Here is a 17,089-nt window from a genome sequence, read left to right as displayed (position 1 = left end):
CATTTAATTTGTAAAAGCGGGTCAAAGGAAATTGCATCACTAAACACGTATTAGAGTTCGTACTCTACGGTTGTTAAGGGTATGTTATTTTATGTTTAAAACCAAGCTAATTAAGATGATATTTATTTAAGTTAATTAGAGTCTGCTTGGTAGGCATCAATCTTTTTTTGTAATTTCTTAATTCGCTTTTCAATTAACGTTTTATCTTTCTTATACTGCTTATCTAAACTTTTTTGCGTTTTTTTAATATCTTTACTAATTCGTTTTTTATCATCGGCACTTAATATATGATTTAACCGCTGTTGTTGTTTAAAATCAGCTCTGTCTTTCTCTCGCGAAAGTATAGCGAGTTTATGCTGGTTACTGCGTAGCTCCGCCTCTAAGTTAGTAATTATGGTGTCGCGTTCAAGTTCGTTTAACTGCTTAGTGTAGTTTATTTCTTCACCTGCTTGTTTTGGCTCAGTGGCAGTTATTTTATGAACGGTTGCATTGTTACTACAGGGTAATTGTGAAAAAGTAGTCCCTTCTGGGGTTACGCATTTGTAATAGGTGGTTTGAGCTAATGCAAGAGAGCTAAAACATAAAATACAGACAGTAATGATCAGATTAATAACGCTGAACATAATGATTATCCTTTGTATATTCTGATCGAGTTAATAATTTTTAATGATAAAAACTATAACCTAGCTTGGGGGGATAGCAAGTGCAAAGGAGTAATAACAGAAACTAAGCGAGTCAGTTTTAATGACTCGCTCGTATTATGAGGTGCTATTGAGAAAATGTTTTAAGCTTTTTAATACTGTGCACTAAAAACGGAATATCAAGTCCTTGCTCAATTGAAAACCCTTCAGCTGCGGAAATATTTCTAAAGTTTCCATCACGATCAATCAGCGTAATTCTATCTTTTTTATAAGCAATTACGACGCCTTGTGAGTAATTAACGCCAATGTTATTACTTTTATTGTATAAATTTTTCCCTAACATTGTCTGCTCTGCAAGCGTATTACAGTTTAAGTATTGGCCAAGGCTAGTAGCAAGAATGTCACTAGGTTGAATTAAGCCATTCACTTTAGAAATAAACTTATCTGAGCTATACAAGGTTGACGTGGTCACTATTTCATTGCTGTTTTGAGACACACTAAATGCAAAAAACTCAGTAGTGTCATCGCGTACAGTCGTATTTTCATTCGCTTTAATAACCCTGATTGCGCCATCTTTGTGTGCTTGCTCGTTAATAAAGCTCAGTTCATCAATACCAAATACTTCTACACTACGGCGTTGGCTTTGCCAAACAGGTAACGTTTGTTGCTCAATAATATCGGTTTTATAAAATGCAGGCAGGCCATACACCAAACCAAATAGCATGTCGCTATGATCTGTGGGTTGTAAAAACTGCTGATTTTTATAAATGCCTTTTTTGCTAGCAACAAATTTTGCTAACTGTTCGTCATTATCAAACACTAAAATATCAACTTTAGCTGCGTTGTAATCTTCACATTTTGCTAATGGGGTAGGTATTTGGTAATTAATACCTTGGTTATTAATTTTAACATTATGTGCTTGCTCGTAGCTTTCAACATCCAGCAAATCGTTTTTAGCGAGTAAGCTCTTTGCCGTAGTCGGGTACGAAAGCGGTAATACGTTATCTTGTTTTGTGATATCAAATTTTAAATTTGCATCAGCCCAAATATGAATACTGTGGCTTAAGGCAAAACAGATAACTAAAAAAGAACCGGCATAACGCGCAAATTTAAATTGCTTTAAACGCCCTAAATGGTGCCAAGTAAAGTTACTAACCGTAAGCTGAAAGCCTAAAATAAGTAACACAATACTGCCAGCAAGCAAGGTAGTAAGCGCAGGTGAATTTGTTAAGCGGTGCCACAACAACGAAATAATTTCAGGCAGCGCCGAGGCATTTAAGTGATAGCCCAAGTTAAAATACACATAAGCGTCCAAAGTCAGTATTGAAGCACCTATTGTTGCTATCACTGCCGCCATACCACGAATATGCTGCGGATAGGGAAACACTAAACTTAAAGGAAAAACCGTCAGCACAAACGCTAAAAAGGCAATAAAGCTGGTGTGGCTTAGCCACGTAACCACCATATAAGTGATACCTATATAAGTAGTGGGCGGTGAGTCGGCAAATAAATAGCTTAAGCTAATTAAAAGCGCTAAACCAATATTGGCAAATGTAAACCAATGGCCCCAACTTAATAATTGACTTGCTTTCGATGAAAACTGGTTATGCTGCGATAAATTCATAGAGTTTATTTAACCGACTGAGCGAGTGCTTTTGCAAAGTTCTCAGTAACAGCTTGTCTTTTCCCTGTTGGTACATGCTCTTTTAAGATATGCGTGATAGAATTTCCTAAACACATAAGACTTAAATCAACCGGCGCATTGTGTTTTGATAAAACATCAATAAGCTGATCGACGATTTGTTCTACTTCTTCATTAGAGTATTTTGATAAGATTGGCATCAGTTGGTTCAATAAAAATAGTTATATTCCCGTATTTTAACACCAGAGGCGTGAAAAACAAAGATGGCAATAGATGTTAAAAAATTAGTCGTGCACTATGTAGACAAAAAAGATGACGACACCCAAATTCACCTTCGCAACGACGAAATGATGATCAACGACAAAGTTGCTGTATTCATTGAGCAATTACACCACGCCTACAACGGCAAGCCAGGCAAAGGTTTTTGTGCTTTTAGTGGTGAAAAAAACAGTATTGTTGCCTCTACTATGCAAAGCTATCGTAATAATGAGCTTGGCTTTTGGCATATGACCGAGCAGGCATCAACGGTATTAAAAGAAGAGTTAGATAAATACGCCTTTAATGAAACTGGCTACTTAGTATTTTGTCATTATCAGTACGTGGCTACTGATTATATGTTGATTGCCATGATCAACATTAAAGAGCACTACTCCATGACTTCAGAGCTTGATTTAGCCGCATCGCGCCATTTAGATATTTCGCGTATGCAATTGGCTGCTCGCATTGATTTAACCGCATGGGATACCCAAGCAGACGACAATCGATATATTTCGTTTATTAAAGGTCGTGCAGGGCGAAAAGTGGCTGACTTCTTTTTAGATTTCTTAGGTTGTGAAGAGGGCATTGATCCGAAGCAACAAAGCCAAGTAATGCTAAGCGCGGTAGAAGACTACTTATCAGAGCAAGAATTTGATAAGTCTGAAAAAGACGATTTACGTAAGCAAGTATTTGATTATTGTAATGACTGTGTCACCACAGGCGAAGAAGCCAACGTAAGTGAGCTTTCAGCAACGCTGACCAAAGGCGACGACAACCCGTTTGAGAGCTTTTGTAAAGAGCAAAGCTATGACCTAGAAGAGTCATTTCCAGTCGATAAGAAAACAGTAACGAGTATGGTGAAGTTTTCAGGCTTAGGTGGCGGTGTGAGCATTAGCTTTGAGCGTAAGCATTTAGGTGAGCGTGTAACATACAACGAAGCAACAGATACACTGGTAATAAAAGGCATTCCGCCAAACCTAAAAGATCAATTACAGCGGTTTATGGAACAAGAGCAAGATTAAGTGCAAGCCCCACTAACTCTCATATTTTTGCATCACTTTTACTGTGATGCAAATCTTCGGCATTAACCTTTTGGATTAACATAAAAATAGCTACCATTGATTGCAGTATTTTTTGTTACACTAAAGGAGTTATCATGGCTTTTGATTATTTTTACAGCCTTGCTCATATAGTTATTTGCCGTTGCATCATATTCAATTAATTTTTGCTCTTTAATTGTATCAACTAAGCGCATAACTGCATTTAGAATCATACCATCTGATAATACTTCAACACTTGACCCTTGTGTAGGTTGTTTCCATCCTGGTGCTAATAAGTCACGATTTATAAGTAATGCTTTAGGGGCTCGGGTATAGTCATTAATAAAATTAGCTTGTCTCGTCGCGCGCTCTTGATCTGTATCGTTGAGCATCTTATTAGCTAATTCTATAGCCCAATTTATATATTTTATATCTTGTGTTACAGAATAAAAGTGTAGATAAGCACGAATCCAGTAGTTGCCTTGCCAAGCATACTCATTTCCGTTGTTATCGTTACTATCAATCATAGGGCGGTTCGGATATCGTTCTAAGATTTTTTCAGTTAATTCTCGAACATTAGTGGCTTGAGGGAGGTTGGGGCGTGGTACTTCAAGACCTGTGATAAGATCATTTTGAGTAACATTGTGTAAATATAAATGAGCATCTCCATTCTGAGATATGACTGAAGCGTTACCATTATCAGTAAAGCCCATATTTCTACTGTTTGTATGATCATTTAAATCTATTAAGGCTAAGGCTTGTAACGCACCTTCAGAGTAACTTATTGAACGCCTGAATAGCCAGTCATATGATACTGAAGTAGGTCTAATGGCTGGACTTTTCATATTTGCAATATTAATACCATCAGAGACTGTTAGTTCTCCTTTTTTTACGGTAATCTCAAGAAAGCGAGTATCCTCAAAGTGCATTTTATTCCATATACCCGGATAATCTGAGCCAAATTGTAATTGTATGCTATTTGCTGTGAACGAAATAAACTCTTTGCTTATTGAGTTAGATAATAGGATAACTTTTTCATTTGAATCAGGCACTGTTCCAAGCCAAACAACGACTTTAAAAGCACCTGTAGGTTGCCACATATTAATATCAGCGTAACTATCCTTACCATTAAACTGTATTGCGGTATCAGCGAATATAAATAAAGAGTTTATTAAAGTAGCGAAGGCTAATAAAGTCCTCAATACAAAGTTTTGGATAGGCATTTCAATGTATCTCCACTTAATTCAGTAGTATTTATACTAATTCTTAATTTGCTGTAAGTTATTTATGGATCCCTCTTCTCTAATATTTAACTTAGCCATTTCCGTAGCTTTGCTTGATCTATATATCGTAAGGTGACATTTTAATTTCAAATAATATTTTTTTGGTACTTTATGGTTTGTTTTTATGTAATTTAACTTCATTTATTATAGTAAAGTATTATTAAAGTTCCAAGTTTTCCTAAAAAATGATAATGCTTAAGGTTTTCATGGAGTTGTTAAAACTTGCATTGAAGCTATTATTTGGGTGGGGAGGGTTTAAGTCAGGCATTAAAAAACCGCGTTAAAATCAATTAACGCGGTTTTTTTAGCTGTTAACTAAACTTAGTGCTTATTCAGCATTAAGTGTTTTAGTCATTGCTGAGCTTGCACGACCAGCAGGTTTTACCGAGCCAGGGCGAAGGCCACTGTCAGGGATTAACTCACGTTTGTCATGTGCCATTGCAACTGATGTATGCTTGATTTCGCTATCAGCTACAGGTGTTGGCTGTGCCATTGGCGCACTTGCATGTCCAGCTGTAATCACTGTTTTAGCGTTTACATTAGCTGAGCTCGCTTGCGACACTTTCTCAGGCTGACTTTCAACTACAGGCGCTTCTTTAGCTTCTACAGGTGTTTCAGTAGCACTAACCGGTGCGGTTTCAGCTTCAACAGCGACTTCTTCAGTTTGCACTTGTTCTTCAGTTTTTACTGGCTCTTCAGTTTGCACTGGTTCTTCAGTTTTTACTGGTTCTTCAGTTTTTACTGGTTCCTCAGTTTTCACTGGTTCTTCAGCTTTCACTGGTTCTTCAGCTTTCACTGGTTCTTCAGCTTTCACTGGTTCTTCAGTTTGCACTGGTTCTTCAGTTTTTACTGGTTCTTCAGTTTTAACTAGCTCTTCAGCTTTCACTGGTTCTTCAGCTTTCACTGGTTCTTCAGTTTTCACTGGTTCTTCAGCTTTCACTGGTTCTTCAGTTTTTACTGGTTCTTCAGTTTTTACTGGTTCTTCAGTTTTTACTGGTTCTTCAGTTTTTACTGGTTCTTCAGTTTTCGCTAACTCTTCTTCAACAATGTTTTGTTCAACTGCATCAGAGGCATCAACGGCCGTTTTATGTGCTTTTGCTTTTAGCTCTGCTTCATATTCAGCTGCAGCTTGATCAGCAACGGGTACAAACGCAGGCGCTTCATCAGACTTTTCTTGCGCGTTTTCACCTTCAGGGCGACGACGACGCTGACCTGATGCACGAAGATGACGTGGTGAACGACGTGAACGAGTGCGTGTTTGCTCTTGTTCTTCATCTTGTGATACTGCGTTATCGTTTGAATCAACAACAGCTTCTGCTTGTTCTTTAGCAGGTGCAGGTGCTTTTTCATCTGATACAGGCGTTTGCTTTTCAACAACCGGTGCTTGCTCTTTCACTTGTGGCTTTTCTTCTTTCACCACAGGTTGCTCAACAGCTTGTTCTATTGTTTGAACTTGCTCAGCACTTTCGTCTTGTACGCGAACTTTTTTGCGTAAATTACGACGTTGACGACGTACTTTAGGCTTTTGCTCTTTTGGCTCAGCATTCTTATCAGATTTAGGTGCAGTATCCGCTTTTTGAGTTGCCTCTGCTTTTACTTGCGTTTTATCTTCTGTTTTATGCTCAGGACGTTTACGCGTATTTGAATTACGACGGCGCTTATTGCGGTTTTCATTCTTTTCTTGCGTATCATTTACAGGTGCTGACTCATTTTTAGTTTCAGAATCTGTATTACGTTCGTTGCGTGGTTTATTACGTGGGTTATTATTGCGACGACGTTGGTTGTTGTTTCGACGACGATTATCATTGCCACGGTTGTTATTGGTACGCTCTTGAGATTTCTTATCTGTAGACTCTTGTGTTGTTTGCTCACTTTCACTTGCAAATAACGACTTAATCCATTTACCAAGTGCAGTAAATAAGCCAATTTCAGCTTTTGCTTCTACTACCGGCGCTGCTTTTGCTGCTGCTTGTGGAGCAGGGCTAGAAGGCATAACGACACCTTTAAGCTTCGGCTCTTCACGTACAGGTGCTGCAGGCGATTTAGACATTTCAAATGCTTCAGGCTCAGGCGCAACAACTTGCTCATAACTTACTGTTTCAAGTGTTTCGTCTTTACGTAAACGCATAACTTCGTAATGTGGTGTTTCCATGTGTTGATTAGGAATAATCACTACATCACATTTATGATGCTTTTCAATGCGGTGAACGCTACGACGCTGCTCATTTAATAAATAAGCGGCAACGGCAACAGGCACTTGTGCGTTTACTTGTGCAGTGTTGTCTTTAATCGCTTCTTCTTCAATCAAGCGTAAAATTGATAGTGCAATTGACTCGTTTGAACGAATAGTACCTTGACCACTACAACGTGGACAAACACCTTGGCTTGCTTCACCTAGTGAAGGGCGTAAGCGCTGACGCGACATTTCAAGTAAACCAAAGCGCGAAATTTTGCCAATTTGTACACGGGCACGGTCTGGGCGAGCAGCATCTTTTAAGCGGTTTTCTACTTCACGTTGATGACGTGGAGGTGTCATATCAATAAAGTCGATAACAATTAAACCACCCAAGTCACGTAAACGAAGTTGACGTGCAATTTCATCCGCTGCTTCTAGGTTGGTGTTAAGTGCTGTTTCTTCAATATCACCGCCTTTTGTTGCTTTAGACGAGTTGATATCAATAGAGGTAAGTGCTTCAGTAGGGTCAATAACAATTGAACCGCCTGACGGTAAACGCACTTCACGTTGGAACGCAGACTCAATTTGGCTTTCAATTTGGTAATGCGTAAATAATGGTGTGTCACCTTGATAAAGCTTAACGCGGCTCATAAAGTCAGGACGAAAACGCTCAATGTGCGCTTTAGCTTCTTCAAAAACACGTGGCTTATCAATTAAAATTTCACCAATGTCACGACGTAAATAGTCGCGAATAGCGCGGAAAATCACGTTACTTTCTTGGTGAATTAAGAATGGTGCTTTAGCACTGTCTGCCGCTTGTTGAATGGCTTCCCAGTGAACTAATAATGCTTTTAAATCGTAGTTTAGTTCTTCAAACGATTTACCAACACCCGCAGTACGTACAATTAAGCCCATACCTTTAGGTAGTTCTAGGCGGCTTAGCGACTCTTTAAGTTCAGTACGCTCATCACCTTCGATACGGCGAGAAATACCGCCAGCACGAGGGTTGTTAGGCATAAGCACTAAGTAGCTGCCGGCAACACTGATAAAGGTAGTTAATGCTGCACCTTTTTGGCCGCGCTCTTCTTTATCAACTTGTACGATTACTTCTTGACCTTCTTTGATCACGTCGCGAATATTCGGACGACCATGGAAGGTGTAACCTTGCGGGAAGTAAGTACGAGCAATTTCTTTTAATGGAAGGAAACCATGACGATCAGCACCGTAGTCAACAAATGCCGCTTCTAAAGATGGTTCAATACGTGTGATTTTGCCTTTGTAAATATTGGCTTTTTTCTGTTCGTGACCTGGGCTTTCTATATCTAAATCATATAGGCGCTGGCCGTCAACCAGTGCTACGCGCATTTCTTCTTGCTGCGTTGCATTGATTAGCATACGTTTCATAATGTTACTCTACTAGTTTATGTCGCTGACATGACGATGTTTTTCTCGCCTGTTCAGGTGTTCCTATTTTTAGAATGTGCAGCCTCACGACTGGGTCTTTAACGGAACGGCTCTGTATTTTGGTACGCAGTATTTTAAATGCCGGCAAACAATAGGGTGTTATCACGCTATTAAATTCTAAAAGGATTCAAATGTGTCGGCTATTTAGCTCAATACACGTTTTATCCAGAAGTTGGCCTGTCATATCAATCTTGTTAAATGCATTCATATTAGGTGCGTAGGGCTCTTTAGGTTCAAACCATAGTTTCGTTTTTAAAACTACCGTTATCTATTTTATGAGCAAAAATCGCTACCGATGTTAATGAACGCTTATTTATTAGATTTTTTTAGTTCTAAATAAGCTGCTGTACGGTACTACTACAATATTTGAGCGAATTCTGAACGGCGTGTTTTTACGCCGTCACTATCAGACAAATTATCTGTTCATTGCTTTTACTATCACATTAAAAATCAATTCATGTTCAAACTTAACCAGCAATATATTACGCGCATTGCCGTTAGTTGTGCGCACGTGTTAACTGGGTATGTATAAAAGCTTTGGAAAACTTAACTCGGATCTGTATGATCGGTTACCCAGAATGTGCATCACGAATGTTTTGTTGTGTTAAAAAGCACCGTTGTTATTTGCAAATAATAAATATTTGCGCTGCTGATTATCCCACTATTATAACCGTGTTAGCAACTAAATTATTTTACTTAAATCAGTGATTAGGCAATGTCAGAAAAAACCGGCTTACAAGTAACTTTTGTCACTATCAACGAAGACCACCTAGGTCAGCGTATTGATAACTTTCTTATTACCCATTTAAAAGGGGTGCCTAAAAGCGCAGTTTACAAAATTCTTCGTAAGGGTGAGGTGCGTGTAAATAAAAAACGTATTAAGCCTGTTTATAAATTGCAGCTAGACGACGTTATTCGTATACCGCCAATTAGAGTGTCAGAGCGTGAAGAGTTTGTACCGTCAAAACTCGATAAAGTAACGCGCCTCGAAGACGATATATTATTTGAAGATAAATACCTAATTGTTATTAATAAGCCCTCAGGCATGGCTGTGCATGGCGGTAGTGGCTTAAGCTACGGGCTTATTGAAGCATTACGTGTTTTACGCCCAGAAGAGCGCAGCCTAGAGCTTGTGCATCGGTTAGACCGCGATACTTCAGGTTGTTTACTTATTGCTAAGCGTCGCTCAGTGCTGACCGCTTTGCATGAGCAATTACGCGAAAAAACCATGGAAAAAAATTACTGGGCATTGGTAGAAGGCCAATGGGACTCTAAAACAAAAAATGTAACTGAAGGCTTGCGTAAAAATACCCTTAAATCGGGTGAGCGCGTAGTACGTGTTGATAACACGGAAGGTAAACCGTCGCATACCCGTTTTAAAGTGCTTGAGCGTTTTAACGATTGTTCATTAGTACAGGCATCCCCTGTAACCGGTCGTACTCACCAAATTCGCGTGCACACTCAGTGCCAAGGTCATGCTATTGCCTGTGATGACAAGTACGGCGACCAAGGGTTTGACGAATCAATGCGTAAACGCGGTTTAAATCGCTTATTTTTACACGCGCATGATTTAAGCTTTTACCATCCTAAAAACGAAACCACCATGCGAGTAGAAGCACCGCTGGATAAAGCACTATCAAGCTGTTTGGTTAAACTTAGAGCAGCAAAAGCGTGAATTTAACGCCGATTAAAAAATATAAGCTAGTAATTTTTGATTGGGACGGCACCATTATGGATTCAATTAGCAAAATAGTTAATTGCATTCGCAAAAGTGCCCAATCGCTTAATATTGAGCCGCCAAGCGATACCGCCAGTAAAAATATTATTGGTTTATCGCTTGAAAACGCAATCGCAACCTTGTTTCCTGAACGCAGTGAACATCACGAAGCGCTTATTGCAGGTTATAAACAGCAATATGCACTTGATACCACCCCAACACCGGTGTTTGCTCACGTTGCACAGGTACTCACTGCGTTAAAAAATCAAGGCGTAATATTGGCGGTTGCCACAGGTAAAAGCCGAATAGGGCTGGAACGTTTATTGGATGAAAGCCAGTTGCGTCACTTTTTTAGTGCTACGCGAACCAGTGACGACGCTAAATCAAAGCCTGCTCCCGATATGCTTTATCAATTGCTTGAAGAGCTAGGGGTAAGTGTTGATGAAGCGCTAATGATAGGCGACACGCAAATAGATATGGCAATGGCAAAAGCCGCTGGCATGGATAGAATAGGGGTAACCATGGGTGTGCACAACGCTGCGCAACTCAATGAATTAACCCCGATTGCAACCGCTAACAACTATCAGCAGTTGCAAAATATATTACTCGGCTAATCAGTTAGTTTGCGCTGCTAATACATCAACACCAAACTCAGCCAGTAATTGGCTGAGTTTAATGAGTGGTAAACCAATTAAACTATTTGGATCATCACCACTGAGCTTTTCAAATAAACAAATACCCAAGCCTTCACTTTTAAAACTACCTGCACAGTTATAAGGTTGCTCTGCATCGCAATAAGCACTTATTTGCGCCGTTGTTAACGTTTTAAAGGTTACATTAAAGGGCTCAACAATCGTTTTGCTTTGTTTAGTATGTACATCGTACAGACACAAGCTAGTTAAAAAAGTGACCGTTTGCCCGCTAAATAAGCTCAATTGCTTTATTGCGTTTTCTTTATTGTGCGGCTTACCTAGTATTTGCTGATTAAATACAGCAACTTGATCTGAGCCAATCGCGAGACCTTGGTCAAAATGATCGACGGCTGCAGCCGCTTTTAATTCACTGAGGCGCTTAACAAGGTTGCTTGGTGTTTCGTTTTTATGCGGCGTTTCGTCAACATCCGGCGAAAAAGTTTCAAACGGCAGATTAAATTTTTGTAATAAAGACTGCCTAAATGGCGAGCTTGAGGCTAATATAAGGGAGTGCTTCATGGCATGTTTTCCTAGCGTAAATCAGATTGAGTTAGGATAAATCAGATCCGTGAGTAAAACACGTGAAAAACAACGTAAAATTGGTTTTTTACTTTGACTAACTTACTAACTATCTATATGATGCAGCCCCTATGCAAAAGGTGAAAATTCCCATCACCCTTCATCCGGGCAAAGCAGCTCAGCATCGTTTAAAGTATGACGGCGTTGTACCGCTTGAGAAACTTCCTCGTTTACGAGGGGTTATCCAGGAAGAAGTAGGTGAAATAGCGGTAAAAATTCATTGCAAAAACGATGAGCAAGGTTTAGTTGTGATTAGTGGCAATCTGTCCACACACGTAACTGTCACTTGTCAACGTTGTAATGGTGATTTAGGGTTGGATTTGGATCAAGACTTTGTGTATTCGCCAGTCGGTTTGGATGCAGAGTCAGATGATCTTCCAGAAAGCTACGACGAAGTAGCACTTGATGAAAATGGTGAAATAGACGTGTTTGAGTTAATCGAAGACGAACTTATTTTAGCAGTGCCATTAGTGCCTACCCACAACGAAGCTTCATGCAGTTATACAGCAGAGCCTGCCAGCTTTGGTGTTTTAAAGGCGGAAGATGATAAACCAAATCCATTTGATATTTTGAAACAACTTAAGAAAGATTCTTAGGAGAAGACTATGGCTGTACAAAAAAGCAAAAAGTCTCGTGCAAGACGCGGCATGCGCCGTTCACACGATGCGATCAGTGGTCCAACTTTAACTGTAGACCAAACATCTGGTGAGACTCATCGTCGTCACCATGTGACTGCAGATGGTTACTACAAAGGCGTTCAAGTAATTTCTAACTAAGAGATTGCTATATGCTGACTAATCTAACCATAGCGTTAGATATGATGGGGGGCGATTATGGCCCCCGTTCATCTATCCCCGCAGCCGTTCGTGCGGTAAATGCTAATGCCAACTTAAAACTCATTTTATGTGGCAACGAGCAAGTAATAGCTAAACAATTAGAATCACTCGATTCACTTTCTCATCCTAGATTAATTATTCGCCATTGTAACGACGTTGTTACCAATGCCTGCGAACCCGCTGTTGCTGTACGCTCAAAAAAAGATTCCTCCATGCGAGTTGCCCTTGATTTAGTTAAATCGGGTGAAGCGCAAGCCTGTGTTAGCTCTGGCAATACAGGGGCGCTATTTTTTATGGCGCATTACGTATTAAAAATGCTTCCAGGGGTGAAACGTCCCGCACTTATCTCTGCTGTACCTACTGAACGTAAAAACCCCGTTTACTTACTCGATTTAGGCGCTAACGTGCATTGTGATGCACAAATGTTGTATCAGTTTGGCATTATGGGCTCTGTGGTTGCAGGTCAAGCACTTGGCTGCGATAACCCTAAAGTGAGTTTATTGAATATTGGTGCTGAAGATATAAAAGGCCACGAAGAAATTAAGCAAGCCGCACAATTAATGCAACAAAGCGAGCTGATTAATTATATTGGTTACAGTGAAGGCAGCGATATTTTTTCTGGCAAGGCCGATGTTATTGTCTGTGAAGGTTTTGTTGGCAATGTTGCACTTAAAACCTGTGAAGGCATTGCTAAACTTATCATGAAAAAGTTTACCCGTGCCCTCGAAAAGCACGTCGTTTACAAGTGTATGGCGTTTATGTTGGCGCCAATCATAAAAAAACTCTATAAAAGAGTGAACCCCGACCAGTATAACGGCGCTTCTCTGGTAGGATTGCGCGGTATTGTTGTTAAAAGCCATGGAAATGCCTCAGCTAAAGCATTTCATGCCGCAATCGACGAAGCAGTGAAAGAAGTAGAACGTCAACTTCCAGATAAAATAGCTGCTATTTTCGAAAAAACACATTCTAAAGACACGGCGGTTGAATAACAGTTAACGTGCCGTGTTATAAATTATTTATTTTGTTTAATTAAAAGAGCAAATTATGGCACAAAAAATTGCACTTCTTTTTCCAGGTCAAGGCTCGCAAACTGTGGGTATGTTACAAGAGCTACTAGCGAGTTCTGACATAGTAAAAGCTACATTTGCAGAAGCTTCAACCGCACTTGGTTACGACCTAGCAGACCTTGTACTTAACGGTCCAGAAGAAAAACTAAATCAAACACACCGTACTCAGCCTGCACTATTAACCGCAAGCGTGGCTATTTATCGTCATTGGTTAGCTGCAAACCCAGATGCAGACGTAGTTATGGCAGGTCACAGCTTGGGTGAGTATTCAGCTTTAGTATGTAGCGATGTGATCAGTTTAAGCGAAGCCGTAAAACTGGTTGAAAATCGCGGTTTATACATGCAAGAAGCCGTACCTGCTGGTGTAGGTTCTATGGCCGCAATCATTGGTTTAGGCGACAATGAAATTAAAGCCGCTTGTGCAGCAGCGGCACAAGGTGAAGTGGTTTCTCCAGTAAACTATAACTCGCCAGGGCAAGTGGTTATTGCCGGTCATAAAGATGCAGTTGATAGAGCCTCTGTTGCTTGTAAAGAAGCCGGAGCAAAACGTGCACTGCCATTATCGGTAAGCGTACCGTCACATTGTGAACTAATGAAACCAGCTGCTGAGAAATTAGCCACCGATTTAGCTGCTTTAACATTTAATACACCTAAGTGTGATGTAATTAATAATGTTGATGTAAAAGCTGAGGGTTCAGCAGATGCAATTAAAGAGGCATTAGTGCGCCAGCTATATAGCCCAGTACGCTGGACCGAAACGGTTCAAGCACTAGTTGCACAAGGTGTAACGCAAAGTTATGAATTTGGTCCTGGTAAAGTATTAACCGGGCTTGCAAAACGTATTGATAAAGCGATGGTGTGTGGTTCAGTTAACGACCTTGCATCAATCGATTCAGCTAAATAAGAGTATATAAAATGAGTAATTTATTTTCTTTAGAGGGCAAAGTTGTCCTGATCACTGGCGCTAGCCGTGGTATTGGTAAGGCCATTGCAAACACATTAGTAGCACAAGGTGCAAAAGTAGCGGGCACAGCAACAAGCGAGTCGGGTGCGGCTAAAATTAGTAACTACTTAGGTGATAACGGTAAGGGCTATGCGTTAAACGTAACTGATCCTGCATCGATTGAGGCGACATTAGCGGCAATTAAAGCCGATTTAGGTGATATTGATGTATTAGTAAATAATGCCGGTATTACGCGCGATAATTTATTGATGCGCATGAAAGAAAATGAGTGGGACGATATTATCGATACCAACTTAAGTTCTATCTTCCGTTTATCTAAGGCCGTACTTCGCCCAATGATGAAGAAAAAGAACGGCCGTATCATCAATATCGGCTCTGTAGTGGGTACTATGGGTAATGCGGGTCAAGCCAACTATGCAGCAGCTAAAGCGGGTGTTATCGGTTTTTCTAAGTCACTAGCGCGTGAAGTAGCTTCTCGTGGTATTACTGTAAACGTGGTAGCACCTGGTTTTATTCAAACAGACATGACCGATGATTTGACAGATGAGCAAAAAGCAGCAACGCTTGCAAACGTACCTGCGGGTCGTTTAGGTCAGCCAGATGAGATTGCAGCTGCAGTATGTTATTTAGCATCTGACGCCGCTGCGTATGTATCAGGTGAAACTTTGCATGTAAATGGTGCGATGTACATGGTTTAAGTTCGCAATGCGAATTAAATAAACTATAAATTGCATGCGGGTTTGCTAAAAAATATTGAATTTTTCGCAAACTTGCTTTAAACATACTTGAAATCGCTGTGAAAATAAGCGATAAAAGATAAAATAAACACTCAAGAGGTTTGACCAGCAAATTATTTATGGTCAAAAGATTGAATCAGAGAATTATCGGACGTAAACTACGCCGCAATCTGAAAATAACGCATTGGCGTTTTTAATAAAGGAAAGAAGAATGAGCGATATCCAAGAACGCGTAAAGAAAATTATCATCGAACAGCTAGGTGTTAAAGAAGAAGAAGTTAAAAACGAAGCTTCATTCGTTGATGACCTAGGTGCAGACTCTCTTGATACTGTTGAATTAGTAATGGCTCTTGAAGAAGAGTTCGATACTGAGATCCCAGATGAAGAAGCTGAAAAGATCACTACAGTACAATCTGCAATCGATTACGTTACAGCTCACGCTGAGTAATTAATCGCAAATTAAGGGCAGCATTCGCTGCCTTTAATCTTTATATCCAAACCACCTCAAAGTCCATGATTCAATTCCAGACCCTCACTCATCATCAGCAATTAAATTGTTATTGCTCAGCGTTGGTTATTGGTTTGAGACTCGCACTTTGAGGTAGCTTGGGTATGATCATCCCCAATACTAATAACATAACTAGCAACAGCGTTAGCGCTGAAATAAACTGAGCTAAGTTAATTGGTATAATAATAATTCCTTATTGGAGGCAAACCGTGGCTAAACGTCGTGTCGTCGTAACTGGCTTAGGAATGTTGACGCCGCTAGGCAATGATGTTCAATCAACCTGGCAAGGCTTATTAGATGCTAAAAGTGGTATTCAAAATATTACCCACTTTGATACATCAAAATTTGGTACTCACTTCGCTGGTTTAATCAATGATTTTGATGCATCGGCTTACATGTCACCAAAAGATGCTAAAAAAATGGATTTATTTATCCAGTATGGCATTGCAGCGGGTGTTCAAGCTTTTCAAGATTCTGGCCTCGAAGTTACTGAACAAAACGCATCACGCATTGGTGTAGCGGTGGGTTCAGGCATTGGTGGCTTAACCCTTATTGAAGAAAACCACGTAAAATTATTAAACAGCGGCCCACGTAAGTTATCGCCGTTTTATGTACCGTCTACCATTATTAATATGATCTCGGGTCATTTATCGATAATGCACGGCCTGCGTGGTCCTAATATTTCAATTGTAACGGCATGTACTACAGGCCTGCACAACATTGGTCATGCCGCACGTATGATTGCCTACGGCGATGCCGATGCAATGGTTGCCGGTGGTGCAGAAAAAGCGTGTACGCCAATTGGAATGGGTGGCTTTAACGCCGCACGTGCGCTTTCAACGCGTAATGACGATCCACAAGCAGCGTCTCGCCCGTGGGATAAAGACCGTGATGGTTTCGTACTTTCTGATGGTGCCGGTGTGGTGGTTGTTGAAGAATACGAACACGCTAAAGCCCGTGGCGCTAAAATTTATGCAGAACTTGTTGGTTTTGGCATGAGTGGTGATGCCTACCACATGACCTCACCACCAGAAGATGGCGCAGGTGCAGCCCTGGCAATGGAAAACGCATTAAACGATGCGCAAGTAAATGCTGAGCAAGTTGGCTACATTAACGCACACGGTACGTCTACTCATGCGGGTGACAAAGCAGAAACGTCAGCAGTTAAAACCATTTTTGGTGATTCAGCTAAAGATGTAATGGTAAGTTCATCAAAATCTATGATGGGTCACTTACTTGGAGCTGCAGGTTCTGTTGAGTCGATAGTGTCTATTTTATCGTTGACCGAGCAAAAAGTGACGCCAACAATTAACTTAGATAACCCAGACGAAGACTGTGATTTAGATTACGTGCCGCACACTGCACGTGATGCTAAGCTTGATTACGCTTTGTGTAACTCATTTGGGTTTGGTGGTACTAATGGCTCGTTACTGTTTAAAAAGGTATAATCTTTTTTAACAACGAACGACAATAAGAACCCAGTTG

At 40.3% G+C, this 17,089-nt stretch carries 16 protein-coding genes; 10 read left to right on the top strand and 6 right to left on the bottom strand.

Annotation, left to right across the window (positions count from 1 at the left end; genetic code table 11):
• Positions 1-131: 131 nt before the first annotated feature.
• The 3 genes from DK924_RS08000 to DK924_RS07990 all read right to left on the bottom strand — a co-directional run bounded on the left by DK924_RS08000 (position 132) and on the right by DK924_RS07990 (position 2,483).
• A complete protein-coding gene (locus DK924_RS08000; RefSeq protein WP_109874827.1) occupies positions 132-623 on the bottom strand; it encodes a DUF4124 domain-containing protein in 492 nt (163 codons plus the stop codon).
• Positions 624-768: 145 nt separating this feature from the next.
• A complete protein-coding gene (locus DK924_RS07995; protein WP_055011785.1) occupies positions 769-2,265 on the bottom strand; it encodes a DUF3413 domain-containing protein in 1,497 nt (498 codons plus the stop codon).
• A 5-nt stretch (positions 2,266-2,270) separates the two neighbouring features.
• Entirely contained in the window at positions 2,271-2,483 is a 213-nt protein-coding gene (locus tag DK924_RS07990) for a DUF1414 domain-containing protein (RefSeq protein ID WP_008109847.1), read from the bottom strand.
• A gap of 63 nt (positions 2,484-2,546) precedes the next feature.
• Between DK924_RS07990 and yejK the strand changes: the two genes are divergently transcribed.
• Positions 2,547-3,563 carry a nucleoid-associated protein YejK gene (gene yejK, locus DK924_RS07985; protein WP_109874826.1) on the top strand — a complete coding sequence of 339 codons (1,017 nt, stop codon included), beginning with the start codon at positions 2,547-2,549 and terminating at the stop codon, positions 3,561-3,563.
• Between the two features lie 62 nt (positions 3,564-3,625).
• Here the strand turns inward: yejK and DK924_RS07980 are convergent, their stop codons facing one another.
• Positions 3,626-4,804, bottom strand: coding sequence for a hypothetical protein (locus DK924_RS07980; protein WP_109874825.1), 1,179 nt, complete (start codon positions 4,802-4,804; stop codon positions 3,626-3,628).
• Between the two features lie 388 nt (positions 4,805-5,192).
• On the bottom strand, positions 5,193-8,444 hold the full coding sequence (gene rne, locus DK924_RS07975) for a ribonuclease E (RefSeq protein ID WP_109874824.1): 3,252 nt from the start codon (positions 8,442-8,444) through the stop codon (positions 5,193-5,195).
• Positions 8,445-9,219: 775 nt separating this feature from the next.
• Here rne and rluC point away from each other — a divergent pair.
• Both rluC and DK924_RS07965 read left to right on the top strand, forming a co-directional pair.
• Positions 9,220-10,179 (top strand): 23S rRNA pseudouridine(955/2504/2580) synthase RluC, encoded by a 960-nt coding sequence (rluC, locus tag DK924_RS07970; protein ID WP_010389627.1) that lies wholly within the window; start codon positions 9,220-9,222, stop codon positions 10,177-10,179.
• Complete coding sequence (locus DK924_RS07965; protein WP_109874823.1) at positions 10,176-10,835, top strand: HAD-IA family hydrolase; 660 nt, start codon at positions 10,176-10,178, stop codon at positions 10,833-10,835. Before rluC ends, DK924_RS07965 begins: the two co-directional genes overlap by 4 nt.
• On the opposite strand, the gene DK924_RS07960 is transcribed toward DK924_RS07965, so the two are convergent.
• On the bottom strand, positions 10,836-11,432 hold the full coding sequence (locus DK924_RS07960) for a nucleoside triphosphate pyrophosphatase (RefSeq protein ID WP_109874822.1): 597 nt from the start codon (positions 11,430-11,432) through the stop codon (positions 10,836-10,838).
• A 131-nt stretch (positions 11,433-11,563) separates the two neighbouring features.
• Between DK924_RS07960 and yceD the strand changes: the two genes are divergently transcribed.
• From yceD to fabF, 7 genes are all read left to right on the top strand, one after another.
• Positions 11,564-12,088, top strand: a complete 525-nt coding sequence (gene yceD, locus DK924_RS07955; RefSeq protein ID WP_008109862.1) for a 23S rRNA accumulation protein YceD — start codon at positions 11,564-11,566, stop codon at positions 12,086-12,088.
• A gap of 9 nt (positions 12,089-12,097) precedes the next feature.
• A complete protein-coding gene (rpmF, locus tag DK924_RS07950) occupies positions 12,098-12,268 on the top strand; it encodes a 50S ribosomal protein L32 (RefSeq protein WP_008109865.1) in 171 nt (56 codons plus the stop codon).
• Between the two features lie 11 nt (positions 12,269-12,279).
• The gene (gene plsX / locus DK924_RS07945; protein WP_008467405.1) at positions 12,280-13,317 is read left to right on the top strand and encodes a phosphate acyltransferase PlsX; all 1,038 of its coding nucleotides are present in this window, start codon (positions 12,280-12,282) and stop codon (positions 13,315-13,317) included.
• Positions 13,318-13,372: 55 nt separating this feature from the next.
• The gene (gene fabD / locus DK924_RS07940) at positions 13,373-14,299 is read left to right on the top strand and encodes an ACP S-malonyltransferase (protein WP_109874821.1); all 927 of its coding nucleotides are present in this window, start codon (positions 13,373-13,375) and stop codon (positions 14,297-14,299) included.
• Positions 14,300-14,310: 11 nt separating this feature from the next.
• Positions 14,311-15,057: a 3-oxoacyl-ACP reductase FabG gene (gene fabG / locus DK924_RS07935; protein WP_109874820.1), complete on the top strand. Its 747-nt coding sequence runs from the start codon at positions 14,311-14,313 to the stop codon at positions 15,055-15,057.
• Positions 15,058-15,307: 250 nt separating this feature from the next.
• On the top strand, positions 15,308-15,544 hold the full coding sequence (gene acpP, locus DK924_RS07930) for an acyl carrier protein (RefSeq protein ID WP_008109873.1): 237 nt from the start codon (positions 15,308-15,310) through the stop codon (positions 15,542-15,544).
• A gap of 269 nt (positions 15,545-15,813) precedes the next feature.
• On the top strand, positions 15,814-17,052 hold the full coding sequence (gene fabF / locus DK924_RS07925; RefSeq protein ID WP_109874819.1) for a beta-ketoacyl-ACP synthase II: 1,239 nt from the start codon (positions 15,814-15,816) through the stop codon (positions 17,050-17,052).
• Positions 17,053-17,089: the final 37 nt, after the last annotated feature.

The sequence above is a fragment of the Pseudoalteromonas sp. meg-B1 genome, from assembly GCF_003173795.1.
Lineage (GTDB): Bacteria > Pseudomonadota > Gammaproteobacteria > Enterobacterales > Alteromonadaceae > Pseudoalteromonas > Pseudoalteromonas undina.
This window is presented reverse-complemented; position numbering and strand designations above follow the sequence as displayed.